Consider the following 26,374-nt stretch of genomic DNA (forward strand, 5'->3'; position numbering starts at 1 on the left):
CTCAGGCCCGGCGGCCGTAGAGGATGATCGCGGTGCCGGCGAGGCACACCGCCCCGCCGAGCAGGTCGCGCCCGTCCGGCCGCTGCCCCTCGGCGAGCCACAGCCAGACGATCGAGGCGGCGACGTAGACCCCGCCATAGGCCGCGTAGGCCCGCCCCGCCGCCGCGCTGTCGACCCGGGTCAGCAGCCACGCGAACAGCACGAGGCTCGCGGTGCCGGGGAGCGTCCACCACGCCGAGCGGTCGAGGCGCAGCCACGCCCAGAACGCGAAGCATCCGGCGATCTCGGCCAGCGCGGCGCCGGCATAGGCGAGGACGGTCATGGCGTCCGCCTCGCACGCCGGGCACGCGCGCGGCAACCGCCACGGTCGCCCGTCGGCGTGCGGGCGCTACCTCCCGGCGTGAGGGCGGTTCGGCGCCGATGAACGGAAAGGAAGGGGCGATGGAGATCAGGCGCAGCGGCTCGCAGCCGTCGGGCAAGGGGCCGGCAGAATATTTCACCGGCGCGGTGCGGGTCGACCCGCTGTTCAGCGCGCCGGACCCGGCGCGGGCGGCGGGGGCCCACGTCACCTTCGAGCCGGGCGCCCGCACCGCGTGGCACACGCACCCGCTCGGCCAGACGCTGATCGTCACCGCCGGCCTCGGCTGGGCGCAGCGCGAGGGCGGTCCCGTGGAGGAGATCCGCCCCGGCGACGTGGTCTGGTTCGAGCCGGGCGAGAAGCACTGGCACGGCGCCACGGCGACCACGGGCATGAGCCACATCGCGATCCAGGAGAAGCAGGACGGCAAGCCCGTCGACTGGCTGGAGCAGGTGACCGACGCGCAGTACCGGCGCTGAACCGGAACGCGGTCGCGTTAAGCCCGCGGCAAGGGGCGTGGCGTTCGAGTGTCGGCATGAGCGCCACCGCCGACAACGCCGCCGACCTCCTCCTGCTTCCGGGCGACGCGGGACTCCGCGCGGCGATCCGCGCCTGGACCGAGAGCCTCGCCCGCGAGCGGCGGATGGCCGACAACACCGTCGAGGCCTACCGGCGCGACCTGCGCCAGTTCCTGGTCCACCTCGACGGCCGTCGCGGCACCCCGACGATCGCGGTGCTGACGGCGCTGAAGGTCCGCGACGTGCGCGGCTTCATGGCCGCGCGCCGGGCCGAGGAGATCTCGGGGCGCTCGCTGATGCGGATGCTCGCGGGCCTGCGCTCGTTCGCGCGCTTCCTCGAACGGGAGGGCCACGGCGGCGTCTCGGCGCTCGGCGCGGTGCGCCAGCCGAAGGTGCCGCGGCGCCTGCCGCGGCCGCTGCCGGTGCCGGCGGCTGTAGCGCTCACCGACACCGCGGTCCGGGCGGGCGAGGCGCGCGAGCCGTGGATCCTCGCCCGGGACGCGGCGGTGCTGGCCCTGCTCTACGGCGCCGGACTGCGCATCTCCGAGGCGCTGGGGCTCTCCCGGCGCGACGCGCCGCTGCCGGGCACCGACCAGATCACCGTGCTCGGCAAGGGCGGCAAGGAGCGGATGGTGCCGGTGCTGCCGGTGGTGGCCGCGGCGGTGGCCGATTACGTCGCCGCCTGCCCGCTGCCGCTGCCGCCGGACGGGCCGCTGTTCGTGGGCGCCCGCGGCGGCCCGCTCTCGCCGCGGATCATCCAGTACGCCGTGGCCCGGGCCCGCGGTGCGCTCGGGCTGCCGGACAGCGCGACGCCGCACGCGCTGCGCCACTCCTTCGCCACCCACCTGCTGGCCCGGCAGGGGGAATTGCGCGCGATCCAGGAGCTCCTGGGCCACGCCTCGCTCTCGACGACGCAGCTCTACACCCAGGTCGACGCGGCGCGCCTGATGGCGGCCTACGCGGCCGCCCACCCGAGGGCCGGGCGGGCGGCCTGATCCGTCAGACGTGAATGGCGCGCTTGGAGACCGCCAAAGCCGCCTCCTTCACCGCCTCGGTCAGCGTCGGGTGGGCGTGGCAGGTGCGGGCGATGTCCTCGGAGGAGGCGCCGAACTCCATCGCCACCGCGACCTCGGCGATGAGGTTGCCGGCATCCGCCCCGACGATGTGGACGCCGAGCACCCGGTCGGTGGCGGAATCCGCCAGCACCTTCACGAAGCCATCGGTGGTGCCGTTGGCCTTGGCGCGGCCGTTGGCCGTGAACGGGAACTTGCCCGCATTGTAGGCCACGCCCTCCTTCTGCAACTCCTCCTCGGTGCGGCCGACCGAGGCCACCTCGGGGAAGGTGTAGACGACGTTCGGGATCACGCCGTAATTCACGTGGCCGGACTGGCCGGCCAGCATCTCGGCCACCGCGACGCCCTCGTCCTCGGCCTTGTGGGCGAGCATCGGCCCGGCGATCACGTCGCCGATCGCGTAGACCCCGGTGACGTTGGTGGCGTAGTGCGCGTCCACCTGCACGCGGCCCTTGTCGTCCCGCTGGACCCCCGCGTTCTCCAGGCCGAGCCCCTCGGTGTAGGGGACCCGGCCGATGCAGACGAGCACCGCGTCGGCGTTGAGCGTCTCGGCCCCGCCGCCCGAAGCCGGCTCGACGGTGACGGTCGCGCCCTTCTTGGCCACCTCGACGCCGGTCACCTTGGTCCCGAGCTTGAAGACCATGCCCTGCTTGGCGAGGATGCGCTGGAACTGCTTGCCGACCTCGCCGTCCATGCCCGGCAGGATCCGATCGAGGTACTCGACCACCGTCACCTCCGAGCCGAGGCGGCGCCACACCGAGCCGAGTTCCAGGCCGATCACCCCGGCGCCGATCACCACCAGCCGCTTCGGCACCCGGTCGAGTTCGAGGGCGCCGGTGGAGGAGACGACGGTCTTTTCGTCGATGGTGATGCCCGGCAGGCGCGCCACGTCCGAGCCGGTAGCGATGACGATGCTCTTCGTCTCCAGCATCCGGTTGCCGCCGTCCTCGGAGACGACCTCGACTCGGCCGGCCCCGGCGATGCGGCCGGTGCCGTGGAACGTCTCGACCTTGTTCTTCTTGAGCAGGAACTCGACGCCCTTGGTGTTGCCGGCCACGCCCTCGGCCTTGAAGCCCATCATCTTCTTGAGGTCGAGCTTCACACCCGAGACCTCGATGCCGAGGTCGGCGAAGTGCTTGGTGGCCTCCTCGTAGGCTTCGGAGGCGTGCAGCAGCGCCTTGGAGGGGATGCAGCCGACGTTGAGGCAGGTGCCGCCGTGGGTGGCGCGCTTCTCGACCACCGCGGTCTTCAGGCCGAGCTGGGCCGCGCGGATGGCGCAGACGTAGCCGCCCGGGCCGGTGCCGATGACGACGAGATCGTAGGACATGAGAGGGTTCCGTTCGGTCGGGCCGCGCGCGGCCGAGCGGGGTCGTGGCCCGCGGGATCGGTGCCTGGGCGGGCGTTCAGCGGCCGCCGGCGATGTCGATGTTGGCGGCCGTGGTGTAGGCGGCCTCGTCGGAGAGCAGCCACACGATCGGCGCCGCCACCTCCTCGGCGGTGCCCGCCCGGCCCATCGGTTGGTCCGGCCCCATGCGGGCGACCCGGTCCGGCTGGCCGCCGCTGGCGTGGATCTCGGTGTCGATGATCCCCGGCGACACGGCGTTGACGCGGATCCCCTCCGCCGCGACCTCGCGGGCGAGGCCGACGGTGAAGGTGTCGATCGCCCCCTTCGAGGCGGCGTAGTCGACGTACTGGCCGGGTCCGCCGAGCCGGGCTGCCACCGAGGACAGGTTGACGATCGCCCCGCCCTTGCCGCCGTGCTTCGTCGACATCCGGCGCACCGCCTCGCGGGCGCAGAGGAAGCTGCCGACGACGTTCGTGGTCATCATCCGCTGGAGGCGGGCTGCGGTCACGTCGGCGACCCGGCAGGCCACGTCGACGACCCCGGCGTTGTTGACGAGCGCCGTCACCGGCCCGAGCCGGTCGGCCGCCTCGAACAGGGCGAGCACGTCGGTCTCGACGCCGACATCGCTGCGCACCGCCACGGCCCGTCCGCCCTTCGCCTCGATCGCCGAGACCACCGCCTCCGCGGCCCCCGCGTCCGAGACGTAGCTGAGGCACACGGCGTAGCCGCGCTCGGCCAGCAGCAGCGCCACCGCCCGGCCGATGCCGCGGCTCCCGCCGGTGACGACGGCGACCTTTTCCGACGTGCCAGTCATGCTTCGCCCTCTGCTGCGATCTTGCGGCGGCGGATCAACTCGTGTCGGTCTATGTACGCTGGCAGACGCGTCTGATCGTCGATGATGGCTTCGGCGATCTGGTCCACGGTCAGGTTGCGGGCACCCGTCAGGTCGGCGCCGCCGAGGATCATGTCGGCGAGCCGAGCGCCTGCGAAATCCGAATCCCTGAAACGGGCACCGGTCGCATCGACGCCCGACAGGTCGGCGTCGCGCAGATCGGCCCCGCTCAGATCGGTCCGACGGATGAAGGCACCTTGCAGGTTCAAGGTCGGGCGCGCCCTATGACTGCCCAGACGGCTCATCGTTGAGGATCCTCCCACGTAGCGCCTCGATGATCGCACGGACGTCGATCGGCGGGTCCGCCTCCCCGTAATCCGACCGCCGCTCCCGCAGGTGCGCTTGCAGCAATTCGAACACGGGATCGGCGAGATCGGGAAAATCCCGGCCGATCTCCCGCAAGACGTAGATCGCCGCGAGGCGCACTTCCAGTCGCTCGTCTCCGAGCTGGCCGGCCGCGCGGTTGAACAGCTCCATCACGTGCGAGCGCCGGGCCAGTTCCGCCTGGGAGGCCGCCGTCCCGGCCTGCCTGAGTTCCGGCGTCAGCTTCCGCCACGCCAGTGCGGCGCCGACCAGCGCAGCCAGCGCGAGCCCGAGATTGCGCACGATCTCCGACAGGAGCACCCACGTCTGCATCCCGCCCTGCGGCGCGCGGCGATTACAGGTCCAGCACCAGCCGCGCCGGGTCCTCCAGGGCCTCCTTCACGCGGACGAGGAAGGTCACCGCCTCCTTCCCGTCGACGATGCGATGGTCGTAGGAGAGGGCGAGGTACATCATCGGCCGCGCCTCGATCTTGCCGGCGCGCACCACCGGGCGCTCCTCGATGCGGTGCATGCCGAGAATGCCCGATTGCGGGGCGTTGAGGATCGGGGTCGACATCAGCGAGCCGTAGATGCCGCCGTTGGTGATCGTGAAGGTGCCGCCCTGCATGTCCTCGATCGACAGCTTGCCGTCGCGGGCCTTCTTGCCGAAGCCGGCGATGCGCTTCTCGATCCCGGCGACCGACAGCTCGTCGGCGTCGCGCACCACCGGCACGACGAGGCCCTTGTCGGTCCCGACCGCGATGCCGATGTGGTAGTAGTTCTTGTAGACGAGGTCCTGCCCGTCGATCTCGGCGTTGACCGCCGGTACGTCCTTCAGGGCGCCGATCACCGCCTTGGTGAAGAAGCCCATGAAGCCGAGCTTCGTGCCGTGCTTCTTCTCGAAGATGTCCTTGTACTGGGACCGCAGGCTCATCACCGCCGACATGTCCACGTCGTTGAACGTGGTCAGCATCGCGGCCGTGTCCTGCGCGTCCTTGAGCCGGCGCGCGATGGTCTGGCGCAGCTTCGTCATGCGCACGCGCTCCTCGCGGGACGCGTCGTCGGGCGCCGAGGGCGCGCGGGGCGGAGCGGGGCGGGCCTCCTTCGCAGGGGCTTCCTTCGCAGGGGCCGGGCCGCGGGCCACCGCCGCGAGCATGTCGCCCTTGGTGGCGCGGCCGTCCTTGCCGGAGCCCTGGACCGTGGCCGGGTCGATGCCGGATTCGCGGGCGATCTTGGCCACCGCCGGGCCGTGATCGCCGGCCTCGCGCTGGGGCACGGGGGCCGCCTCGCCGTGGCTGCCGTAGCCGGCCGCGGTCTCCTTGGGCGGGTTCTCCTTAGGCGAGCTCTCCTGGGCCGGCGCCTCGGCGGGCTTCGGCTGGTCCTTCGGGGCCTCGCTCCGGCTCTCGGCCTTGGTCTCGGCGGCCTTCGGAGCGGGCTTCGCCCCGCCGGCGCCGGCCTCGACGATCGAGCCGAGCAGCGCGCCGGGCTCCACCGTCTCGCCGTCCTTGACCAGTATCTCGCCGAGTTCGCCCGCCGCCGGGGCGTTGACCTCCAGGGTGACCTTGTCGGTCTCCAGCTCCACCAGGGGCTCGTCGGCCGCGACCGTGTCGCCGGGCTTCTTGAACCAGCGGCCGATCGTGGCCTCGGTCACGGATTCTCCGAGGGTCGGGACGAGGATGTCGGTTGCCATAGCTCTCGGTTCGGTTGGGCCCTGCGGAGGCCGTCATCGGGCGCGGCAGCCCGGCTGGGACCGCCGCCGAGTCTCGAAAAAGATCAGACGGCCAGGGCCTCGTTGAGGAACGCCTGGAGCTGCGCCTGGTGCTTCGACATCAGGCCGACCGCGGTCGAGGCCGAGGCCGGGCGGCCGACGTAGCGGGGGCGGCTGACGGCGGCGTTCGCTTGGCCCAGCACCCATTCGAGGTAGGGCTCGACGAAGGACCACGCGCCCATGTTCTTGGGCTCTTCCTGGCACCAGATGACGTCGGCGTTGCGGAACCGGGCCATCTCGGTGGCGAGCGCCTTGAGCGGGAACGGGTAGAGCTGCTCGACGCGCATCAGGTAGATGTCGGTCAACCCGCGCTTCTCCCGCTCCTCCAGGAGGTCGTAGTAGACCTTGCCGGAGCACAGCACGACGCGGCGGATCTTCTCGTCGCGCACGAGCTTGTACTCGCTGCCCTCGGCCTCCGCGTCGTCCCACAACACCCGGTGGAAGGTCGAGCCCTCGGCGAGTTCGGCGAGCGTCGAGACGGCGCGCTTGTGGCGCAGCAGCGACTTCGGCGTCATCAGGATCAGCGGCTTGCGGAAGTCGCGCTTCAACTGGCGGCGCAGGATGTGGAAGTAGTTGGCCGGGGTCGTGCAGTTGGCGACCTGCATGTTGTCCTCGGCGCAGGCCTGGAGATAGCGCTCCAGGCGGGCGGAGGAGTGCTCCGGCCCCTGCCCTTCGTAGCCGTGCGGCAGCAGCATCACGAGGCCGGACATGCGCAGCCACTTGCGCTCGCCGGACGCGATGAACTGGTCGATCACCACCTGCGCGCCGTTGGCGAAATCGCCGAACTGCGCCTCCCACAGCACCAGGGCATCCGGCTCGGCGAGCGAGTAGCCGTACTCGAAGCCGAGCACCGCCTCCTCCGAGAGCATCGAGTTGATGATCTCGATGTTGGACTGCCCCTCGCGGATCGAGTTCAGCGGCGTGAAGCGCTGCTCGTTCTCCTGGTCGATCACCACCGCGTGGCGCTGGGAGAAGGTGCCGCGCTCGACATCCTGTCCGGAGAGGCGGACGCGGTTGCCGTCGAGCAGGGTCGCGCCGAAGGCGAGCGCCTCGGCGGTCGCCCAGTCGATCCCGACGCCGGTCTCCACCGCCTTGGCGCGGTTGTCCATGAAGCGCTGGATCGTGCGGTGCAGGTGGAAGCCGGGGGGCGCCTGGGTGATCTTCTGGCCGATCTCGCGCAGGGTCTCGGCCGGCACGGCGGTGCGGCCGCGCCGGGGGTCGTCCACGTCCTCGTGCACGGCCTTGACGCCGGACCAGCGCCCGTCGAGCCAGTCGGCCTTGTTGGCCTTGTAGTTCGTGGCGACGTCGAGTTCGGCGTCGAGCATGCCGCGGAATTCGGCCTTCCGGGCGTCGAGCGCCTCCTGGCTCAGGCTGCCGTTCTCGACGAGCTTCTGGCCGTAGCGCTCCAGCACCGAGGGGTGCTTGCGGATGCGCTGGTACATCTTCGGCTGGGTGAAGGCCGGCTCGTCGCCCTCGTTGTGGCCGAAGCGGCGGTAGCAGAGCATGTCGATCACGACCGGCTTGCCGAACTTCTGCCGGTACTCGACCGCCACCTTCGCGGCGAAGGTCACCGCCTCCGGATCGTCGCCGTTGCAGTGGAAGATCGGCGCCTCGACCATCTTCGCCACGTCGGACGGATAGGGCGAGGAGCGCGAGAAGCGCGGATCGGTGGTGAAGCCGATCTGGTTGTTGATGATGAAGTGCACCGAGCCGCCGGTGCGGTGGCCCTTGAGGCCCGACAGGCCCAGGCACTCGGCGACCACGCCCTGGCCGGCGAACGCCGCGTCGCCGTGGATCAGGAGCGGCAGCACCGTGCGGCGCTCGACGTTGGGCTTGGCCCACTGGTCCTGCTTGGCGCGGACCTTCCCCAGCACCACCGGATCGACGATCTCGAGGTGCGACGGGTTGGCGGTCAGCGAGAGGTGGACGTTGTTGCCGTCGAAGGCGCGGTCCGAGGATGCGCCGAGGTGGTACTTCACGTCCCCCGAGCCCTCGACCTCGGCGGGCGAGGCCGAGCCGCCCTTGAACTCGTGGAACACCGCCCGGAAGGGCTTGGCCATCACGGTGGTGAGCACGTTGAGCCGGCCGCGATGGGCCATGCCCAGCACGATCTCGCGCACGCCGAGCGCGCCGCCGCGCTTGATGATCTGCTCCAGCGCCGGGATCATCGACTCGCCGCCGTCGAGGCCGAAGCGCTTGGTGCCGGTGTACTTGAGGTCGAGGAACCGCTCGAACCCTTCCGCCTCGATCAGCTTGTTCAGGATGGCCCTGCGGCCCTCGGGCGTGAAGGAAATCTCCTTGTCCTTGCCCTCGATGCGCTCCTGGATCCACGCCTTCTCGGCCGGATCCGAGATGTGCATGAACTCGACGCCGAGCGTCTGGCAGTAGGTGCGCTCAAGGATGTCGACGATCTCGCGGATCGTGCCGAACTCCAGGCCGAGCACGTTGTCGAGGAAGATCGGCCGGTCCCAGTCGCTCTCCAGGAAGCCGTAATGCTGCGGGTGCAACTCCTCGTGGTCGCCGCGCGGCGCCAGCCCGAGCGGGTCGAGCTTGGCGTGCAGGTGGCCGCGCATGCGGTAGGAGCGGATCAGCATGATCGCCCGCACCGAATCCTTGGTCGCCTGCTCGACCGAGACGCCGGTCTTGGCCACGACGCCGTCGACCGGTTTGCCGGGCTTGGCCTCGCGGCCCTCGCGGGCGACGATCTTGTCGCCGATCGCCTTCTCCAGGGCGCCCCAGTTGCCGTCCATGGCCGAGACCAGCTCGCCGTTGGCCGGTACCGGCCAGTTCGGCCGCTCCCAGGAAGCGCCGGCCGCGTTCTTCTCGACCAGCGTCTCGTCCTCGCCGAGCCCCTTGAAGAAGCTCTGCCACGCGGGGTCGACGGAATGGGGATTGCGGGCGTAGGCCGCCTGCAATTCCTCGATGTAGGCGGCGTTGGCGCCGTAGAGGAACGAGGTTTCGAGGAGCGCTTCGTTCACGTCCTGGCGTGCCATGGTCCGTCCATCCTGTCGCTCTGGCGGCCCGATCCGGACCGGACCGCCCTCATGCCCGCGCCGGCCTCGCGCGCCGGCGCCGCTCGTCCGGACGCCGCGATCCCCGCGGCGGCCGGCCTCAGCCCTTCAGCACCTCGACCAGCGTCGAACCGAGCCGCGCCGGCGAGGGCGAGACGCGGATGCCCGCCGCCTCCATCGCCGCGATCTTGTCCTCGGCGCCGCCCTTGCCACCGGAGATGATCGCGCCGGCATGGCCCATGCGGCGGCCGGGGGGCGCCGTGCGGCCGGCGATGAAGCCGACCATCGGCTTGCTTCGGCCGCGCTTGGCCTCGTCCTTCAGGAACTGGGCGGCCTCCTCCTCGGCCGAGCCGCCGATCTCGCCGATCATCACGATCGACTCAGTCTTCGGGTCGGCCAGGAACAGCTCCAGCACGTCGATGAACTCGGTGCCCTTCACCGGATCGCCGCCGATGCCGACCGCCGTGGTCTGGCCGAGGCCCGCGGTCGAGGTCTGGAACACCGCCTCGTAGGTCAGGGTGCCGGAGCGCGAGACGATGCCGACCGAGCCGGGCCGGAAGATGTTGGCCGGCATGATGCCGATCTTCGACTCGCCCGCGGTGACGATGCCGGGGCAGTTCGGGCCGACGAGCCGCGACTTCGAGCCCGACAGGGCGCGCTTCACCCGCACCATGTCCAGCACCGGGATGCCCTCCGTGATGCACACGATCAGGGGCACCTCTGCGGCGATCGCCTCGCAGATCGCGTCCGCGGCGCCGGGCGGCGGCACGTAGACGACGCTTGCATCCGCGCCGGTCGCCTCCCGGGCCTCGGCCACCGTGTCGAACACCGGCAGGCCGAGATGGGTCGAGCCGCCTTTGCCGGGGCTCGTGCCGCCGACCATCTTGGTGCCGTAGCTGAGCGCCTGCTCGGAGTGGAAGGTGCCGTTCTTGCCGGTGAAGCCCTGGCAGATGACCTTGGTGTTCGCGTCGATCATCACCGACATGGTCAGGCTCCCTTCACGGCGGCGACGATCTTCTGGGCGGCGTCGTCGAGATCGTCCGCCGGGATCACGTTGAGGCCCGAGCCGCGGATGATCGCCTTGCCCTCCTCGACGTTCGTGCCCTCCAGCCGCACCACCAGCGGCACGGTGAGGCCGACCGCCTTGACCGCGGCGATCACGCCGCGGGCGATCACGTCGCACTTCATGATCCCGCCGAAGATGTTGACGAGGATGCCCTTCACCTGCGGGTCGGCGGTTATGATCTTGAAGGCCGCGGTGACCTTCTCCTCGGAGGCGCCGCCGCCGACGTCGAGGAAGTTGGCCGGGCTCTCGCCGTAGAGCTTGATGATGTCGAGCGTCGCCATGGCGAGGCCGGCGCCGTTGACCATGCAGCCGATCGTGCCGTCGAGCGCGATGTAGGCGAGGTCGTACTTCGACGCCTCGATCTCCTTGGCGTCCTCCTCGGTCTCGTCGCGCAGGGCCACCAGCTCCGGGTGGCGGTAGAGGGCGTTCGAGTCGAAGGCCATCTTGGCGTCGAGGCACTTGAGATGCCCGTCGGCGGTGAGCACCAGCGGGTTGATCTCCAGGAGACTCATGTCCTTGGCGACGAACGCCGCGTAGAGCTTCTCCGTGATCGCGGCGGCCTCCTTGGCCTGCGCGCCGGTCAGCCCGAGGGCCTTGGCGACGGCGCGGCCGTGGTGGGCCATCACGCCGGTGGCCGGGTCGACGGGGATCGTGTGGATCTTCTCGGGCGTGTCGTGGGCGACCGCCTCGATGTCCATGCCGCCCTCGGTCGAGACCACGAAGGCGACGCCGCCGGTGCTCCGGTCGACCAGCATCGACAGGTAGAACTCGGCCGCGATCTGCGCGCCGTCCTCGATATAGAGGCGGTTGACCTGCTTGCCGGCCGGGCCGGTCTGGATCGTCACCAGCGTCTGGCCCAGCATCTCGCCGGCGTGGCTCTTCACCTCGTCGATCGACTTGGTGACGCGCACGCCGCCCTTGGCGCCCGCGGGCGCGCCCTTGAAGGTGCCCTTGCCGCGCCCGCCCGCGTGGATCTGGCTCTTCACCACCCAGACCGGGCCGCCGAGTTCCTTGGCGGCCGCCTCGGCCTCGGCGGGATCGAAGATCGCCACGCCGCGCGAGACCGGCAGGCCGAACTCCCGCAGCACCGCCTTGGCCTGGTATTCGTGAATATTCATCGCGACCTCGTGGTCAGGGCGAATTGTAAGGCGCGCATAGCGGACGATGCGGCGGACGAGCAGCGCCCCCGGTGACAGGCGCCGCCGATCGCCACCTCTCCCGCCGTCCGCGCGGGCTCAGGCGAGGCTGCCGTCGACGCTCTTGCAGGCCTCGATCAGGCCCGCGACCGAGGCGACGGACTTGTCGAACATCGCCTTCTCGGCGTCGTCGAACGTGACCTCCAGGATCTTCTCGACGCCGCCCGCGCCGATCACCACCGGCACGCCGATGAACATGCCGTCGACCCCGTACTCGCCGTCGAGATGGGCGGCGCAGGGCAGGACGCGGCGCTTGTCGCGCAGGTAGCTCTCGGCCATCGCGATCGCCGAGGAGGCCGGGGCGTAGAAGGCCGAGCCGGTCTTGAGCAGGTTGACGATCTCGCCGCCGCCCTTGCGGGTGCGCTCGACCATCGCGTCGAGCTTCTCCTGGCTCGACCAGCCGAGCTTGATCATGTCGGGCAGCGGCACGCCGGCGATGGTCGAGTAGCGCACCAGCGGCACCATGTCGTCGCCGTGGCCGCCGAGCACGAAGGCGGTCACGTCCTCGACCGAGACCTTGAACTCCTCGGCCAGGAAGTGGCGGAAGCGGGCGCTGTCGAGCACGCCGGCCATGCCGACGATCTTGTTCTTCGGCAGACCGGAGAACTTCTGGAGCGCCCAGACCATCGCGTCGAGCGGGTTGGTGATGCAGATGACGAAGGCGTCGGGGGCGTGGGTCTTGATGCCCTCGCCCACCGCCTGCATGACCTTGAGGTTGATGCCGATCAGGTCGTCGCGGCTCATGCCGGGCTTGCGCGGCACGCCGGCGGTCACGATGATCACGTCGGAGCCGGCGATGGCCGCGTAGTCGCTCGCCCCGGCATACGTGGCGTCGAAGCCCTCGACCGGGGCGGCCTCGGCGATGTCCAGAGCCTTGCCCTGCGGCACGCCGTCGACGATGTCGAACAGGACGATGTCGCCCAGTTCCTTCAGCCCGGCCAGCAGGGCGAGCGTGCCGCCGATCTGGCCGGCACCGATGAGGGCGATCTTGCTGCGTGCCATGTCCGGTCTGCCTTCCGTGTCCGTCGGGATGGGGGCGTTGGGCGGGAGCGTCGGGGAGCGGGAGCGCGGGGCCGCCGCGCCCGGGATCGGTCGGCTCCTGAATTCTGCGCGGTTGTGTGGCGGAAAAGCACCGGCCCTACAACCCGATGCGCCGCGGCCGCGCGCAGGGTCGGGGCGGGCACGGGACGCGGCCGGGACGGAAGGGCTCGTGGGAAAGCCCAGCGCCGCTAAGGTTTTAGGTGCAGTGCAGCGTCGGACATCACCCCGCTCCGGGCGCGATGACACTTTCGCGATGTTGTCATTTTCGGATTTCGGCGCGCGATCACCGCGTGCGGTCGGGCCTGAAACGCGAAGGCCTGGAACGCGAACGGGCCCGGACGCGAGGGTCCGGGCCCGTGATCTGGCCGCGCTCCAGCGGCCGGCCGATCCGCGCGTCGCCGCGATCGGGACGTGTTGCCTCAGAGGATGCCGGAGCGCAGCACCCGCTGGATCGCGTGGATCACCGCACCGAACCGCGCCTCGATCAGGTCGCGCGGCACATCGGCGTCCTGCTGGATCGCCAGCGGGTGGGTGAAGCGGTAGCTCGCGTCGAAGATGTAGGCGATGGCCCGCTCGCGGTCGCGGGCCGAGAAGGTGCCCGAAGCGATCCCTTCCTCCACCACCCGTTCGACGAGGTTGCGGAGCCGCACCCGGTGGCGCCGGGCGATGGGCCGGGCGGCGACGGTGGCGTCGAGGTGCACCGCGAACAGGTTGGGTTCCTCGAACAGGGCGTCGCGCTGCACGGTCGCCAGGGCGGTGAGCAACCGCTCGATCTTGTCGTCGGCGGGATCCGGCGCGTCCGCGATGCCGGCGAGCCGCGCCTCCACCTCGCGCAGCCAGCGCCCCGCCACGGCGTCCAGGAGCGCGTCCTTGGACGGGAAATAGCGGTAGACGTTGGCGTGGGTCATGCCCGCTTCGGCGGCGACCGCCACCACGGTCACGCGTTTCGGGCCGAGCCGGGCGAGGTGTTCCGTGGCGATGCCGAGCAGGCGGACATCGGCCGAGACCGGGGCGCGGACGCGGCTGGGGGCCACGACCTCGCCGCATTCGCGCTGCGCGCCCTGACCAGAGCCATCGGGTGCAGGAAATCTCACCTTCGTCCCGAGCGTTTCGTCCTGCGACGGTTCGGCCTCGGGTTTGAGGAAGGGGAGTGGAAGGCGGGAAGAGGACAGGTGGTAGGGCGAGACGGACCCCCATCGTTCCGAGTGAAGCGTCCCGGCGCTTCGGCTGATGTTGCGGCTTCCCCCCGGGAGCCAGTGTCATTGAGCGGCTTAGAACCGCTTCAACGTCGTATGTTCAGTTCGCACTGAGAACGCAACAAAATTTTCTCGTTATCACCTGCTGTCAGAAGCGGTCCTTCCACGCACGCAGTGCGACGAACACCTGTGACGCATCAACGCTTGCGGGAAGATCGACAGACCGCGCGAGGGCCGGCTCGCCGCTCCTCAGGAAAGGATTCGTCGCACGCTCGTCGCCGAGCGTCGAGGGCACCAGGAAGCGGCCCTCGGCCTTCGCCCGCCGCGCCTCTTCCGCCCGGGCCTGGAGGTCGCGGTTGTCCGGGTCGGCGGCGAGCGCGAAGCGCGCGTTGGACAGCACGTAGTCGTGGCCGCTGAACAGCAGGGTCTCGTCCGGCAGGTCCGAGAATCGCCGGAGCGAGGACCACAGGGCGGTCGGCGGACCCTCCAGCACCCGGCCGCAGCCGAGGGTGAACAGGGTGTCGCCCGCGCAGACGAGGCCGGCCTCGGCGAAATGGTAGGTGACGTGGTCGGCGCAGTGGCCCGGCGTCTCCCAGACCCGTGCCGCGAGATCGCCCACCCGGACGGTGTCGCCCTCCCCGACCGCCGCGTCGACCTCCGGCACGGCGTCGCCGGCCTTGCGCGGCGCGGTCACGCGGGCGCCGGTGGCGCGCTTCACGGCGGGGATGCCCTCCACGTGGTCGGCGTGGCGGTGGGTGACGAGGATGTCGGTGAGGCGCCAGCCGGTGGCGTCGAGGGCAGCCATCACCGCGTCGGCCTCCGGCGCGTCGATCGCCGCGCAGGCGCCGGTGGCCGGGTCGCGGATCAGCACGCCGATGTTGTCGCTGCGGCACAGAAAGGTGTGGAACTGCGGCTCAACGGCCATCGAATCCCCGTGTCCGGCTCGGACCACGCCGTCTCAGCTTGGCGGGACCGACAAAGATTGTGGCCGAAAACAGGCGGAGGTGCCCGGAAGTTCCTCCGCCGCTTGCCGCGGGCGTCCCGGGTCACCATTGAAGCGCCTGTCGCTCCCGTCGCGCGAGCGTGGTGGACACCCATGCGCCTCGACGTCAACGGCCTGCGGGCCTTCTACGCCAGCCCCCTCGGCGGCACGACGCGCCGGGTGGTCGGCCGCGCGGTCCACGGCTTCCTCGGCTCCGTCTCGGGCCTGCGGGTCCTCGGGATCGGCTACCCCACGCCCTATCTCGGGCCGGTGCACTGCATCGCCGAGCGCACCCTGGCGTTCATGTCGGCGACGCAGGGGGTGGTGAACTGGCCGGGCACCGGCCGCTCCTGCACGGCGCTCGCCGACCCGACGATGATGCCGCTGCCGGAGGCCGCCATCGACCGGGTGATCCTGGTCCACGCCCTCGAATCGGTGGAGAGCCCGACCGAGCTGCTCCAGGAGGTGTGGCGCACCCTGACGCCGGGGGGGCGGCTGATCCTCGTGGTGCCGAACCGCCGCGGCGTCTGGGCCCGGCGGGAGGCGACGCCGTTCGGGCACGGCCAGCCCTACAGTCGCTCGCAGCTCGGCCGGCTGATGCGCGACACGCTGTTCTCGCCCGAGGGCTGGGCCGAGACCCTGTACATGCCGCCGGTGCGGTCGCGGCCGATGCTGCGGACCGGCCCCGCCTGGGAGGCGCTCGGCACCAGCCTGTCGCTGCCGTTCGCGGGGATCCACGTGGTCGACGCGACGAAGCAGCTCTACCGTCCGGTCGCGGTCCAGGTGGTGCGCCGGGCCCGCCGCCTCGTCCCGGCGCGAGTGCTTGTGCCGGCCCCCTCCCCTGGCTGAGGCCGCCGGGTGCTATAGGGCCGCGCGAATCGGGAGCGCGGCCCCATGAACGTCGATTCGACGATCCAGCAATTCCTTCTCGCCCTCTCGGGCCTGATCTCGATCGTCAACCCGATCGGCGGCGCGCTGATCTTCGCCCAGGTGACGGGCGCCTACAGCCACGCCGAGCGGGTGGAGCTGTCGCGGCGGATCGGCGTCTACGCCGCCCTGGTCATGCTCGGCGCGCTCTGGGCTGGGACGCCGGTCCTGAACTTCTTCGGGGTCAGCCTCGGGGCGCTTCGCATCGCCGGCGGCCTCGTGGTCATGTCCTCGGCCTGGACGCAGCTCAACCGGCCGGAGGCCCGGGAGGCGCGCAAGCAGGCGGAGGCGTCCGGCACCGGCGGGCTCCCGCCGCCGCCGAGCCCGGAGGGCCGCCCGGAGGCGACCGCGGCGGCCCTGTCGGAGATCGCCTTCTTCCCCCTCACCCTACCCTTCACCACCGGGCCCGGCACCATCGCGGTGGCGATCACGCTCGGCGCCAACCGGCCGGCGGCGATGGCCGACCGGCTCGGCTTCTACCTCGGCGTCTCCCTGGCCGCGCTCTGCGTCGCGTTCGCGGTCGCCCTCGTCTACGGCTCGGCCGACCGGGTGGTGGCGCTGATCGGTCCGGTGCGGGCGCGGGTGGCGGGGCGGCTGTTCGCCTTCCTGCTCCTGTGCGTGGGCACCCAGATCCTCGTCACCGGGATCCACGACGTGTTCGGGCCCTTCGCCCGCTGAACCCGGACGGGATCGGGGGCAGCCCGGGACGACCCGCCCCCGACGGACCACCCCCGTCGCGCGCCGGCCGCGGCTCAGATCACCGGCAGCTCGCTCAGGCCCCCGTACAGCGCCGCGTGGCCGACGTAGTAGAGGAACAGGAAGCCCGCGAGCGCCGCCCCGTACCAGGCCGGGGCCAGAGCCACGTCCCGGGCCCGGACCGCGGCCCGGGCGTCGTCGGCCGCGATGCCCAGCAGGACCACGATGATGCCGGAATGGCCGATCGCGTCCACCTTGCCGAACTCGAAGATCGCCGAGACGAAGATCGCGGCGAGGATGATCGCGGCGGCCCGGCGCACCAGGGGCGTCCAGATGAGGGCGAAGGCGAGGGTGAACTCGATCACGCCGGCGGCCTGCATGAACAGCTCGGGCGAGGCGCCCATGGTCATCCCGGGCTTGGCGGCCAGGAGCGGGTCGGTCCATTGCGGGTAGGCCCACTTCTCCACCGAGGCCCACATCAGCGTGACCGCGGCGGCCCAGCGCACGATGTCGAGCGGGCGCACGCCGTAGGGCCGGATGTCGAGGCCGCGCAGGATCAGGTAGGCGGCGACGCCGAGGAAGACGGGATAGTCGGCGAGGTGGAACAGGCCGTACTGGGCGGTGGCGTAGGAGAACAGGAACACGATGCCGAGGCCGGTGAGCGGCATGGTCTTCCGGGAGACGAGGCAGGCCGCGAGCCCGAGTTGCAGCCAGGAGATCCAGGCCACGTCGGTCTTCAACTCCGGCGTGAGGATGATGCCGCCGAGGCTCCACAGCGAGACGAAGAAGAACCCGAGCGTCGCGCGCACCAGGAGCTCGGTGTCGGTGCGGATCCGCGCCGTCACCCGGTCGAGAGCGTTCAGGAGCGCACCGCCCAGCGGCGTGCCCTCCGCGAGGCAGCCGAGCATCAGGCAGAGCAGGGCCAGCCCGGTTAGCCACTCGAAGTCCGGGCACAGCACCCGGTCGAGACCTTGCGGCTGGCCGGCGACGTCGTAGGCGCAGAACCATTTGACGTGGGCGCTGGCCTCGCCGATCGCCCCGAAGGTGAAGAGTGTCGCCAATCCGATGACGGGGCGAGGAAACAGCCGGTTTCTCTTGAGGAAGCGCATCTGATCCTCGCCAGCACGCCTCAGGAACGTGCTTACCAGGACATTTACGGAGAATCGCGAGCGCCGCGCCAACGGTTTGTTAACGTGTGTGGCCGGAAGGTTAACGCTGTGGATAGCGGGCGCCTCGCACGGTTTCCGTTTGTCCAGACCCTCCTCGCCGGGGCGCGGGAACTTCCGGCGCGCCCCGCCCCTTGGCCGATCAGCCCCGGCCTGCGGGGCCGGAAGCGCGCGGTTAAGACTCCCGGCGCAAGGTATGCGGCGGCCGGGCGCGGCGGGCGCTTCGCCCGAGGGGTGGCGCGCCCATGCGATGGGGCGCCCGAGAGATGGTGCGGATCAGGGAGTGGCGATGATCGGACTGGCGAGCGCGGCCTGCCTCGGACTCGGTGTCGCCCTGGCCGGCTTCGCGCCGCGCGCCGGCCTGCGCGTGCGGGCTTTCGAGACCGGGGGCGGCCTGTTCCTCGTCTCGGGCCTCGTCCTGCTCGGATCCGGCCTGCCGCTGTTCCGCTAGCGCGCTCGCCGCCGAGGTGGACACCGGTCCGGCGCGTCAGGGCGTCGGCGCCGCCGGGCTGAACACGGCGGTCGTCACGTCCCGGTCGGCCGTGGCCGACAGGGTCTGGAGGAAGGCGAGCAGGTCCGCCCGCTCCGCGGCCTTCAGGTGCAGCGGCCTGATCAGGCGGGAGCGGCTCGGCCGATCGATGCCGCCGCGGTCGTAGAGGTCGATCACCGCTTCCAGGGTCGGCACCGATCCGTCGTGCATGTACGGAGCCCGCCGGGCCGCGTCGCGCAGGGTCGGCGTCTTGAACGCGTGGCGCAGGGCGACCGAACTGCGCAGGATGCGCCCGCGCCCGAGGTCGCCGCCGCGGCCGACGCCGATGTCGTGGAACGAGTTGTCGGTGAACGACCAGCCGGAATGGCAGCCCGCGCAGCCGGCCCGGCCGTTGAACAGGTCGAACCCGCGCTTGGCCGTCTCGGGGATCGCCGTCTCGTCGCCCGCGATCCAGCGGTCGAACGGACCGGTTCCGGAGACGATCGTGCGCTGGAAGGTGGCGAGCGCCGCCTCCAGCCGGTCGCGGGTGATCGCCGGATCGGTGAAGGCGGCGGCGAAGGCCTCGGCGTAGCCCGGGTCGGCCGCGAGCCGGTCGAGGGCTTGCGGGATCGGCAGGTTCATGTTGCCGGCCGCGGTGATCGGCATCGCGGCCACCGCCTCCAGGGTCCCGAACTTGCCGTCCCAGCCGAGCGGCCCGTCCTGCCACGCCACGTTGAGCAGGGTCGGCGTGCGCAGGTCCATGGCGCCCGGCCCGCGGGACGCAGCCCGAGCCCGGCCATCGCCCCAGGCGAGGTCCGGGAGGTGGCAGGTCCCGCAGGAGCGATCGCGGTCGCCCGACAGGATCGGGTCGAAGAACAGGCGCCGCCCCAGCTCGGCCTTGGCCGGGGTGTAGGCGTTCTCGGACGGGAACGGGATGGTCGCCGGCGGCCTGTATTCCGCCTGCCAGGCGGCGCGCCGGGCGTCGGGACCGTGACCGGCCACGCTCGCCACGCCCGCGACACCGATCACCCCCAGGAACGCCGCGCCCGCGACGCCGACCTTCCATTGCATAATCGACCTCTCACGACCTGAGATAGTCACAGATCGGTTGAGGATCGGTGAAGCTCGGCGAGGCCCGTCACGAATTCGTGCGTTGGCCGCCTACTCCACGCGCACGGTGACGCTGTCGCTGGCGCCGGTCGCGTCGAGCACCGAGATGCGCGCGAAGCCGGCCCCGTCCGGCGTCCAGGCGGCGTTGCGCCGGGCGGTCTGCGCCACCGGCGTCCCGTCGACCATCCATGTCAGCGGCGGCACGCCGCCGAGCGCCTTGAGGGCCAGGCCGTCCGCGGGTTCGGGCCGGGCGCGCTCGGACAGGCCGAGATCGACCCGGGCGCCGTCCGGCGGGAAGGCGATCTTGAGCGCTTGGCTCCCCGGCGCCGCGTCGCGTCCCAGCCGCCGCAGGGGCGGCGGCAGGCCCGCGGTGTCGGCCACGAGCGCGTCGAAGGGCCGCGGCACCGGCTCGGGCTCGCCGCCGATCCGGGCGAAGGCGTCGAACAGGATCGGCGCGGCCACGAACCGGCCGACGAGGCCCGGCACCGCTGCGCCGTCCGGGCGGCCGACCCAGACGGCGACGGTGACGCGGCGGTCGAACCCCGCCGCCCAGGCGTCGCGGTAACCGAAGGAGGTGCCGGTCTTGTAGGCGATCCGGTTCGGCAGGGCGTTCTCGGGCGGCGGCGCCCCGCGCAGGATATCGGCCGCGTACCACGCCGCCACCGGCTCGGTGATCGCGCGCCCGGGGCCGCGCTCCGGGGCGGGGCCGGCGCGCCGCAGCGGGTCGGGCACGTCGCCGCCGCGGGCGAGGCCGGCGTAGAGCCGGGCGAGGTCGGTGAGCGTCAGGCCGAGGCCGCCGAGCGCCACCGGCAGTCCCGGAGCCGCCTCGCGCGGCAGGCGGATGTCGGCGCCGGCCGCGCGCAGCCGGGCGATGAACCGGGCGGGACCGACCGCCTCCATCAGCGCGACCGCGGGCACGTTCAGCGAGAGTTGCAGGGCGCGGCGCGCGGTGACGGTGCCCTGGTAGGTCTGGTCGAAATTCTCGGGGGCGTAGCTCGCGGAGAACCGGGCCGGCCGGTCCTCCACCAGCGTCTCGGGATGGGCGAGGCCCGCCTCGAAGGCCATCGCGTAGACGAACGGCTTCAGGGCCGAGCCCGGGGATCGCACCGCCCGGGTCATGTCGATGGCGCCGCGGCGCTCCGGCTCCAGGTAGCCGGCGCTGCCGACCTGGGCCAGCACCCGCCCCTCGCGGTTGTCGAGGACGAGGATCGCCGCCGACAGGCCGGGGCCGGCCGCCGCCGCGCGCTCGGCCGCCAGCGCCTCCAGGCTCGCCTGGAGGCGGCCGTCGAGGCTCAGGCGGATGACGGGCGTGCCGGGCGTCTCGGCCAGAGCTTCCTCGGCGGCGTGGGCGGCGATCATCGGGAACGGACGCTTGGCCCGCGGCACGGGCTCGGCCTTGGCGGCGGCGGCCTCGGCGCGGTCGAGGACGCCGCGGGCGGCGGCGATGTCGAGCACCCGGTCGCGCGCCGCCCGGGCGCGCTCCGGGAACCGGTCCGGCCGCCGCGCCTCCGGGGCCTGCGGCAGGGCGACGAGGAGCGCCGCCTCGGCCGCCGTCAGCCGGACAGGCTCGCGGCCGAAATAGGCGAGGCTCGCCGCCCGCACGCCCTCCAGCGCCCCGCCGTAGGGGGCGAGCGCGAGGTAGAGGTCGAGCACGCCGGCCTTGCCGAGGCTCCGCTCCAGCGCGACCGCGCGCAGGGCCTGCCGCAGCTTGGCGTCGAGGGAGCGCGCCCGGCGCGGCTCGACGAGGCGGGCGACCTGCATCGACAGGGTCGAGCCGCCGGACACGATGCGGCGGTGCGCGAGCCACTGCCCGGCCGCGCGCGCCAGGGCGACGGGATCGACCCCCGGATGGGCCGCGAAGCGCCGGTCCTCGTAGGCGCGCAGCATCGCCAGGAAGCGCGGATCGACGCTCTCCGCGCCGACCGGCAGCCGCCAGCGGCCGTCGGCGGTGGCGAAGGGGCGCAGCAGCGCGCCGGACCGGTCGAGGACGACGGTCGAGCGCGCCGAGGCCGGGGCGAGGTCGAGGGGCGGCAGGGTCTCCATCGCGCGCCAAGCCCAGGCGCCGGCCGCGGCGACGAGGAGGATCAGGCCGGCGAGGCCGATCCCCGCGAGCCCGGCGATCCGGCGCATCGGCCACGCGAGGCGGCGCAATCGGGTCCGCCCTCGCTCCACGCGCCCTCCCCGCCCCCGGAATCCGGCCCACCGCCCGCGGCCGGAGCCGGCCGAACTCAGGCCGGCGGCCCGGCCGGCCCGAGACCCGACGCGACCGGCACGCCCTCCGCCTTGGCCGCGTCGGACCGCGCCGCGTCGGGCTTCGCGCCCGACCGCCGGCGCAGATTGAACGCGAGGAGCCGGCGCGCCAAGCCCAATCCGAGGTCGGAGACGCGCGACACGACGATGAACACCGCCGGCACGAACACCAGCGACAGCAGCGTCGACAGGATCAGGCCGCCGATCACCGCCAGCGCCATCGGCGAGCGGAACTCGCCGCCGATGCCAAAGGCCAGCGCCGAGGGCAGCATGCCGGCCACCATCGCGATGGTGGTCATCACGATCGGCCGCGCCCGCTTCTGGCCCGCGTCGATGATCGCCGCGTCCCGGGCCATGCCGTGCCGGATCGATTCCACGGCGAAGTCGATCAGCATGATCGCGTTCTTGGTGACGATGCCCATCAGCATCAGGATGCCGATCCACACCGGTGTTGTGAGCTGCTTGCCGGTGATCATCAGGGCCAGCACCGCGCCGCCGAGCGACAGGGGCAGCGAGAACAGGATGGTGATCGGCAGCAGGAACGAGCCGAACAGCAGCACCAGCACCGCGTAGACCATCATCAGCCCGGCGCTCATCGCCTTGGCAAAACCGTCGGCGAGCTCGTTCAGGCTCTCGGCGTCGCCGCCCTGATCGACGGTGACGCCCTTGGGCAGCGACTTCATCACCGGAAGGTTGTCGATCGCCTTGAGCACGTCGCCGAGCGCGGCGTCGGCCGCGAGGTCGCTCGCCACGGTCGCCTGCCGCATGCGGTCATAGCGGGTGATGTTGGTCGGGCCCTGCTGGAACTCCAGGTCGGCGATGCTCGCGAGCGGAATCGAGCCCCCGCCTCCTTTGGGCACCCGCACCTGCTCCAGCACGCTGCGGTTGACCCGGGCGGAATCGTCGAGCTGCACCCGGATCGGCACGAGGCGGTCGCCCGCGTCGAACTTGGCGAGCGCCGGGCCGACATCGCCGATCGTCGCCACGCGGATCGTCTCGGCGAGCAGCGTCGGCGACACGCCGAGCCGGGCGGCGAGGTCGAGATGCGGGCGGATCTGGAGTTCCGGCCGGTTCAGGGTGGTGCCGGAGATGACGTTGGTCACGCTGGGCAGCCGGCGCATCTGCCCGGCCAGCTCGTCGGCGACGTTGGCCACCGTGCGCGCGTCGGCGCCGCGCACCACCAGCGAGATCGCCCGCAGCCCGTTCTCGTCGACGAAGTAGAAGCGGATGTCGGGCACCGACCGCAGCCGGGCGCCGATCTCCCGCTCCAGGTCGCGCTGGGTGATGGAGCGGTCCTTCTTGGGCGTATAGTTGATGATGAACGAGGCCCGGCGCGCCTCGATCGGCTCCTTGGGCACGCGACCGCCGTCGATGAAGACGCTCTTCACCTCGGGCAGGCCGCGGATCACCTTGACGATGTCCTCCGCCGTCTTCTCGGTGTCGGCGAGCTGCGAGCCCGGCGGCAGCTCCAGCGCCATCACCGAGCGCGAGGAATCCTGGGCGGGCAGGAAGCCCTTCGAGAGCAGACTGAGCGAGGCGATCGAGCCGGCGAAGAAGCCGAGCCCGATCAGCAGCGTCAGGTAGGCGTGCCGCACCGAGAAGGTCACGAGGCGGGTGTAGGCCCGCAGGATCCGGCCCGGCGGCTTCTCCGGCTCGGTGTGCGGCTTCATCAGGTAGGCCGCGAGCATCGGCGTGACGAAGCGCGCGGCGAGCAGCGAGAAGAACACCTGCACCGCCACGGTGATGCCGAACTGCTTGAAGAACTGGCCGGCGATGCCGGACATGAAGCTCGCGGGCGCGAAGATCGCGATGATGGTCAGCGAGATGGCGATGACCGCCAGCCCGATCTCGTCAGCGGCGTCGATCGCGGCCTGGAGCGCCGGCTTGCCCATGCGCATGTGGCGGGCGATGTTCTCGATCTCGACGATCGAATCGTCCACGAGGATGCCGGTCGACAGGGTGATCGCCAGGAAGCTCACGAGGTTGAGCGAGAAGCCGAGCGCGTCCATCGCCCAGAAGGCCGGGAAGATGGAGAGCGGCAGCGACACCGCGACGATCACCGTGGCGCGCAGGTCGCGCAGGAACAGGAACACGATCAGCACCGCCAGGATCGCGCCCTCGAACAGGGTCGAGATCGCGGCCTCGTAGTTGCCGTGGGTGAAGTCGACCGAGGTGTCGATCAGCTTGAGGTCGTAGTCCGGGTTCTCGGCCCGGATCTGCTCGACCCGCTTCTCGACCGCCTTGGCCACCACCACGTCGCTCGCGCCCTGGGCGCGCTTGATGCCGATGGCGGTGACGGGCTCGCCGTTGAGGCGGGCGAAGGTGCGCCGGTCGGCCACGGTGTCGGTGACGCGGCCGAGATCCTCCAGCCGCACCTGCCCGCCGGTGTTGAGCGTCACCATCGTGCCGGCGAGGTCGTCGAGCGTCCTGGCCGAGGCGAGCGTGCGGATCGCCTGGTCGCGGCCGCCGATCTCGGCGCGGCCGCCGGTGACGGTGACGTTGGTGCCGTACAGGCGCCGGCTCACGTCGACCGCGGTCAGCCCGAAGGCCTGGAGCCGGTCGGGATCGAGGGAGACGAGGATCTCGCGGTCGACGCCGCCGATCACCGCCGCCTCGGCCACGCCCTTCACGTCCTGGAGCGAGCGCTTGACGACGTTCTCCATGAACCAGGAGATCTGCTCCGGGCTCTTGTTCGGGGCGGTGGCCGCGTAGGTGACGATCGGCAGGCCGACCACGTCGACGCGCTGGATCAGCGGCTCCTGCACGCTCTGCGGCAGGTTGGAGCGCACGCGGGTGACGGCGTCCTTGACGTCGTTCAATGCCCGGTCGGTGTTGGTCTCCAGGCGGAAGGCGATGGTGGTGACCGACAGCCCGTCGGTCACCGAGGACGCGATGTGGCGCACGCCCTCGACGCCCGAGACGCCGTCCTCGATGGTCTTGGTGACCTGCGCCTCGATCTCGGCCGGCGCGGCGCCGAACTGCGAGACCACCACCGAGACGAGCGGGATGTCGGCCGAGGGCAGCCGGGTCACCGGCAGCCGCGCGAAGCTCGCCCAGCCGAGCGCCAGCAGGATGATCGAGACGACGATCGCCGGCAGCGGGCGCCGGATCGCCAGGGCGGAGAAGTTGGCGGCCATCAGCGCCCGTCCCCGACCTTGCCGGTGATGACCGGCGTCACCCGGTCGCCGGCGCGGAGCGCCGATCCGGCATTGGCGACCACGGGCTCGTCGTCCGCCAAGCCCTCCCGGACCTGGATCCGGTTCTCGTCGGACAGCCCGGTGCGGATGCTGCGGGTCTCGACCCGGGTCCCGTTCAGGACCTGCACGGTGGGCACCCCGTCGCGGTAGGTGACCGCGCCCCGGGGCACCGACAGGCCGCAATCGCGCGCCGTCTCGATCACCGCGCTGGCGAACTGGCCCGGGCGCAGCGCGCCGGCGGGCTCGACCGCGATCCGGGCGCGTCCGAGCTGGGTGCGCGGGTCGACCTCGGCGACCGCCACGCGGACCGAGCCGCGGATCTCGGCGCCGTCGTCGGGCCGGATCCGCGCCGCGGTGCCGGCCTTGATCTTGGCGGCGTAGGGGCTCGGCACGTCGACCAAGAGGTCGGTTCCGGCCTCGCCCGCGACCCGGACCATCAGGTCGGGCACGCCCGGCTGCGCGGGGGGCGGGGGCGCCTGCCCCGGCATCGTCGCGGGGGCGCCCGTGACCTGCCCGATCCGGGCGTCGAGCCGGGTGATCCGGCCGGCGATCGGCGCGCGCACGGCGTAGATCTCGGGGAGACCGGGGATTCCGCCGGGCGTCCCCGCGCGGCCGGCGCCCGGCATCCCGGATTCCTGGCGGACGGCGCGCAGGATCTCCTGGCCGGCCGTCACCGCGTCGCCCTCCCCCGCCAGGATCTCGGTGATCCGGTAGCCGTCGAACGGGATCGTGGCGCCGCCCTCCTCCCGGGGCAGCGCGAAGCCGGTGACGCGGACCTGCTCGGTGAGGCAGGCCGAGCCCGCCCGCACGCCGAGCACCCGCGTGCCCTCCGGCGTACTCTGGGCGGCGGCGGGCCCCGCCGCCAGCGCCGGCGCCAGGAGCGCTGCGAGGAGGCCCCCGAGGCAGGCGCCGGGCCGGCGCGATAGCGCTGCGGGGGGTGGGCGGGTCCCTTCGGAGCGCGGGGCGGACGTGAACGCGTGCATGGCCTCGGGCTCGGTCGGCTCGCCGGCGTCGGGGGGAGAGCGGCCGGCGGCCGCCCCGGGGCTCGTGGCCGGCCGGAGCCGGGGGGCGGCGCGTCAGCGCCCGGCGGTCTTCACCTGGAGCATGTTGACCGCCTGCACCCGGCGGTTCTCGCGCCCGTCGGGCTCGTGCGCGTTCTTGAGATGCGCCTTGCCGTAGCCGACCGTGATCAGGTTGGCGGGGGGGATGCTGTAGGTCTGGACCAGGAACTGCTTGACCGCGTCGGCGCGCCGCTCGGACAGCTTCTGGTTCGACGCGTCGGTGCCGCGGGCGTCGGTGTGCCCGGCGATCATGAAGGTCTGGCCGCGCATCGACGGGTCGGTGAGCGCCCGTCCGAGGCTGTTGGCGTTGGCGAGCGCCGGCCCGCGCAGCACGTCCGAGTTGGTGTCGAACTCCATCGGCAGGTCGATCTGCGGCTTCGAGGCGGCGACCGTGCCGAGCTTCTCGCGCTCGCCCACCGAGAGGGACCGGCTCGGCTTGCCGCGCAGGCTGGCGACGAAGGCGTCGTCCGCCGAGACGGCGGGGTTGGCCGGGGGTGGGGCCGCGGTCTGCGGGCCCACGGTCAGGCCGCGGGTGCGCGGCGCGGCGGGGACCGGGGCCTCCGGCGTCAGCGCCTTGAGGATCTGCGCGTCGCTCACCTCCTGCGCGGCGGCGGGGCCGCCGGCGAGCAGCGCGGGGCCGGAGATCAGGGCAGCCAGGGCACCCGAGACGAGCACCCGTTTCACGTCCTGCGAGACATCGAACATCGCACCCTCCACGTCGCTTCGACAAGTCGCTTCAGCGGGGCCGT

The 26,374-nt window shown here is 72.0% G+C and carries 23 protein-coding genes; 5 read left to right on the top strand and 18 right to left on the bottom strand.

Annotated elements, in window-relative coordinates; all coding sequences use genetic code 11:
- Position 1: 1 nt before the first annotated feature.
- The gene (locus tag Q8W71_RS11700; RefSeq protein ID WP_305525542.1) at positions 2-322 is read right to left on the bottom strand and encodes a YnfA family protein; all 321 of its coding nucleotides are present in this window, start codon (positions 320-322) and stop codon (positions 2-4) included.
- A 119-nt stretch (positions 323-441) separates the two neighbouring features.
- Between Q8W71_RS11700 and Q8W71_RS11705 the strand changes: the two genes are divergently transcribed.
- Both Q8W71_RS11705 and Q8W71_RS11710 read left to right on the top strand, forming a co-directional pair.
- Positions 442-837 carry a (R)-mandelonitrile lyase gene (locus tag Q8W71_RS11705; RefSeq protein ID WP_305525543.1) on the top strand — a complete coding sequence of 132 codons (396 nt, stop codon included), beginning with the start codon at positions 442-444 and terminating at the stop codon, positions 835-837.
- Between the two features lie 56 nt (positions 838-893).
- On the top strand, positions 894-1,871 hold the full coding sequence (locus tag Q8W71_RS11710) for a tyrosine recombinase XerC (RefSeq protein ID WP_305525544.1): 978 nt from the start codon (positions 894-896) through the stop codon (positions 1,869-1,871).
- Positions 1,872-1,875: 4 nt separating this feature from the next.
- Here Q8W71_RS11710 and lpdA read toward each other — a convergent pair whose 3' ends face one another.
- The 11 genes from lpdA to gloB all read right to left on the bottom strand — a co-directional run bounded on the left by lpdA (position 1,876) and on the right by gloB (position 14,692).
- Positions 1,876-3,276 (bottom strand): dihydrolipoyl dehydrogenase, encoded by a 1,401-nt coding sequence (gene lpdA, locus Q8W71_RS11715; protein WP_305525545.1) that lies wholly within the window; start codon positions 3,274-3,276, stop codon positions 1,876-1,878.
- A 76-nt stretch (positions 3,277-3,352) separates the two neighbouring features.
- Positions 3,353-4,108 (bottom strand): SDR family oxidoreductase, encoded by a 756-nt coding sequence (locus Q8W71_RS11720; protein WP_305525546.1) that lies wholly within the window; start codon positions 4,106-4,108, stop codon positions 3,353-3,355.
- The gene (locus Q8W71_RS11725) at positions 4,105-4,431 is read right to left on the bottom strand and encodes a pentapeptide repeat-containing protein (RefSeq protein ID WP_305525547.1); all 327 of its coding nucleotides are present in this window, start codon (positions 4,429-4,431) and stop codon (positions 4,105-4,107) included. Before Q8W71_RS11725 ends, Q8W71_RS11720 begins: the two co-directional genes overlap by 4 nt.
- Positions 4,409-4,810 carry a hypothetical protein gene (locus Q8W71_RS11730; protein ID WP_305525548.1) on the bottom strand — a complete coding sequence of 134 codons (402 nt, stop codon included), beginning with the start codon at positions 4,808-4,810 and terminating at the stop codon, positions 4,409-4,411. The genes Q8W71_RS11725 and Q8W71_RS11730 overlap by 23 nt, the downstream gene beginning before the upstream one ends.
- A gap of 34 nt (positions 4,811-4,844) precedes the next feature.
- On the bottom strand, positions 4,845-6,179 hold the full coding sequence (odhB, locus tag Q8W71_RS11735) for a 2-oxoglutarate dehydrogenase complex dihydrolipoyllysine-residue succinyltransferase (RefSeq protein ID WP_305525549.1): 1,335 nt from the start codon (positions 6,177-6,179) through the stop codon (positions 4,845-4,847).
- An 83-nt stretch (positions 6,180-6,262) separates the two neighbouring features.
- On the bottom strand, positions 6,263-9,250 hold the full coding sequence (locus tag Q8W71_RS11740; RefSeq protein WP_305525550.1) for a 2-oxoglutarate dehydrogenase E1 component: 2,988 nt from the start codon (positions 9,248-9,250) through the stop codon (positions 6,263-6,265).
- 118 nt (positions 9,251-9,368) lie between these two features.
- Positions 9,369-10,253 (bottom strand): succinate--CoA ligase subunit alpha, encoded by an 885-nt coding sequence (sucD, locus tag Q8W71_RS11745; RefSeq protein WP_305525551.1) that lies wholly within the window; start codon positions 10,251-10,253, stop codon positions 9,369-9,371.
- A gap of 2 nt (positions 10,254-10,255) precedes the next feature.
- Positions 10,256-11,452, bottom strand: a complete 1,197-nt coding sequence (gene sucC, locus Q8W71_RS11750; protein WP_305525552.1) for an ADP-forming succinate--CoA ligase subunit beta — start codon at positions 11,450-11,452, stop codon at positions 10,256-10,258.
- 117 nt (positions 11,453-11,569) lie between these two features.
- Entirely contained in the window at positions 11,570-12,532 is a 963-nt protein-coding gene (gene mdh, locus Q8W71_RS11755) for a malate dehydrogenase (RefSeq protein WP_305525553.1), read from the bottom strand.
- Positions 12,533-12,990: 458 nt separating this feature from the next.
- Positions 12,991-13,605 carry a TetR family transcriptional regulator gene (locus Q8W71_RS11760; RefSeq protein WP_305525554.1) on the bottom strand — a complete coding sequence of 205 codons (615 nt, stop codon included), beginning with the start codon at positions 13,603-13,605 and terminating at the stop codon, positions 12,991-12,993.
- 310 nt (positions 13,606-13,915) lie between these two features.
- Complete coding sequence (gloB, locus tag Q8W71_RS11765; protein WP_305525555.1) at positions 13,916-14,692, bottom strand: hydroxyacylglutathione hydrolase; 777 nt, start codon at positions 14,690-14,692, stop codon at positions 13,916-13,918.
- 171 nt (positions 14,693-14,863) lie between these two features.
- Between gloB and Q8W71_RS11770 the strand changes: the two genes are divergently transcribed.
- Together Q8W71_RS11770 and Q8W71_RS11775 are read left to right on the top strand one after the other, a co-directional pair.
- Entirely contained in the window at positions 14,864-15,598 is a 735-nt protein-coding gene (locus Q8W71_RS11770) for a class I SAM-dependent methyltransferase (RefSeq protein WP_305525556.1), read from the top strand.
- Positions 15,599-15,643: 45 nt separating this feature from the next.
- The gene (locus Q8W71_RS11775; protein ID WP_305525557.1) at positions 15,644-16,354 is read left to right on the top strand and encodes a MarC family protein; all 711 of its coding nucleotides are present in this window, start codon (positions 15,644-15,646) and stop codon (positions 16,352-16,354) included.
- Positions 16,355-16,428: 74 nt separating this feature from the next.
- Here the strand turns inward: Q8W71_RS11775 and Q8W71_RS11780 are convergent, their stop codons facing one another.
- Entirely contained in the window at positions 16,429-17,481 is a 1,053-nt protein-coding gene (locus tag Q8W71_RS11780; protein WP_370875393.1) for a hypothetical protein, read from the bottom strand.
- 340 nt (positions 17,482-17,821) lie between these two features.
- On the opposite strand from Q8W71_RS11780, the gene Q8W71_RS11785 reads away from it, so the two are divergent.
- Entirely contained in the window at positions 17,822-17,989 is a 168-nt protein-coding gene (locus Q8W71_RS11785) for a hypothetical protein (protein ID WP_305525590.1), read from the top strand.
- 36 nt (positions 17,990-18,025) lie between these two features.
- Here Q8W71_RS11785 and Q8W71_RS11790 read toward each other — a convergent pair whose 3' ends face one another.
- From Q8W71_RS11790 to Q8W71_RS11810, 5 genes are all read right to left on the bottom strand, one after another.
- A complete protein-coding gene (locus tag Q8W71_RS11790) occupies positions 18,026-19,078 on the bottom strand; it encodes a cytochrome-c peroxidase (protein ID WP_305525559.1) in 1,053 nt (350 codons plus the stop codon).
- A 90-nt stretch (positions 19,079-19,168) separates the two neighbouring features.
- Positions 19,169-21,247, bottom strand: a complete 2,079-nt coding sequence (pbpC, locus tag Q8W71_RS11795; RefSeq protein WP_370875394.1) for a penicillin-binding protein 1C — start codon at positions 21,245-21,247, stop codon at positions 19,169-19,171.
- A gap of 98 nt (positions 21,248-21,345) precedes the next feature.
- Entirely contained in the window at positions 21,346-24,504 is a 3,159-nt protein-coding gene (locus tag Q8W71_RS11800; RefSeq protein ID WP_305525560.1) for an efflux RND transporter permease subunit, read from the bottom strand.
- Positions 24,504-25,547: an efflux RND transporter periplasmic adaptor subunit gene (locus Q8W71_RS11805; protein ID WP_305525561.1), complete on the bottom strand. Its 1,044-nt coding sequence runs from the start codon at positions 25,545-25,547 to the stop codon at positions 24,504-24,506. Before Q8W71_RS11805 ends, Q8W71_RS11800 begins: the two co-directional genes overlap by 1 nt.
- A gap of 93 nt (positions 25,548-25,640) precedes the next feature.
- A complete protein-coding gene (locus tag Q8W71_RS11810; protein ID WP_305525562.1) occupies positions 25,641-26,330 on the bottom strand; it encodes an OmpA family protein in 690 nt (229 codons plus the stop codon).
- Positions 26,331-26,374: the final 44 nt, after the last annotated feature.

It is taken from the genome of Methylobacterium amylolyticum (genome assembly GCF_030700245.1).
Lineage (GTDB): Bacteria > Pseudomonadota > Alphaproteobacteria > Rhizobiales > Beijerinckiaceae > Methylobacterium.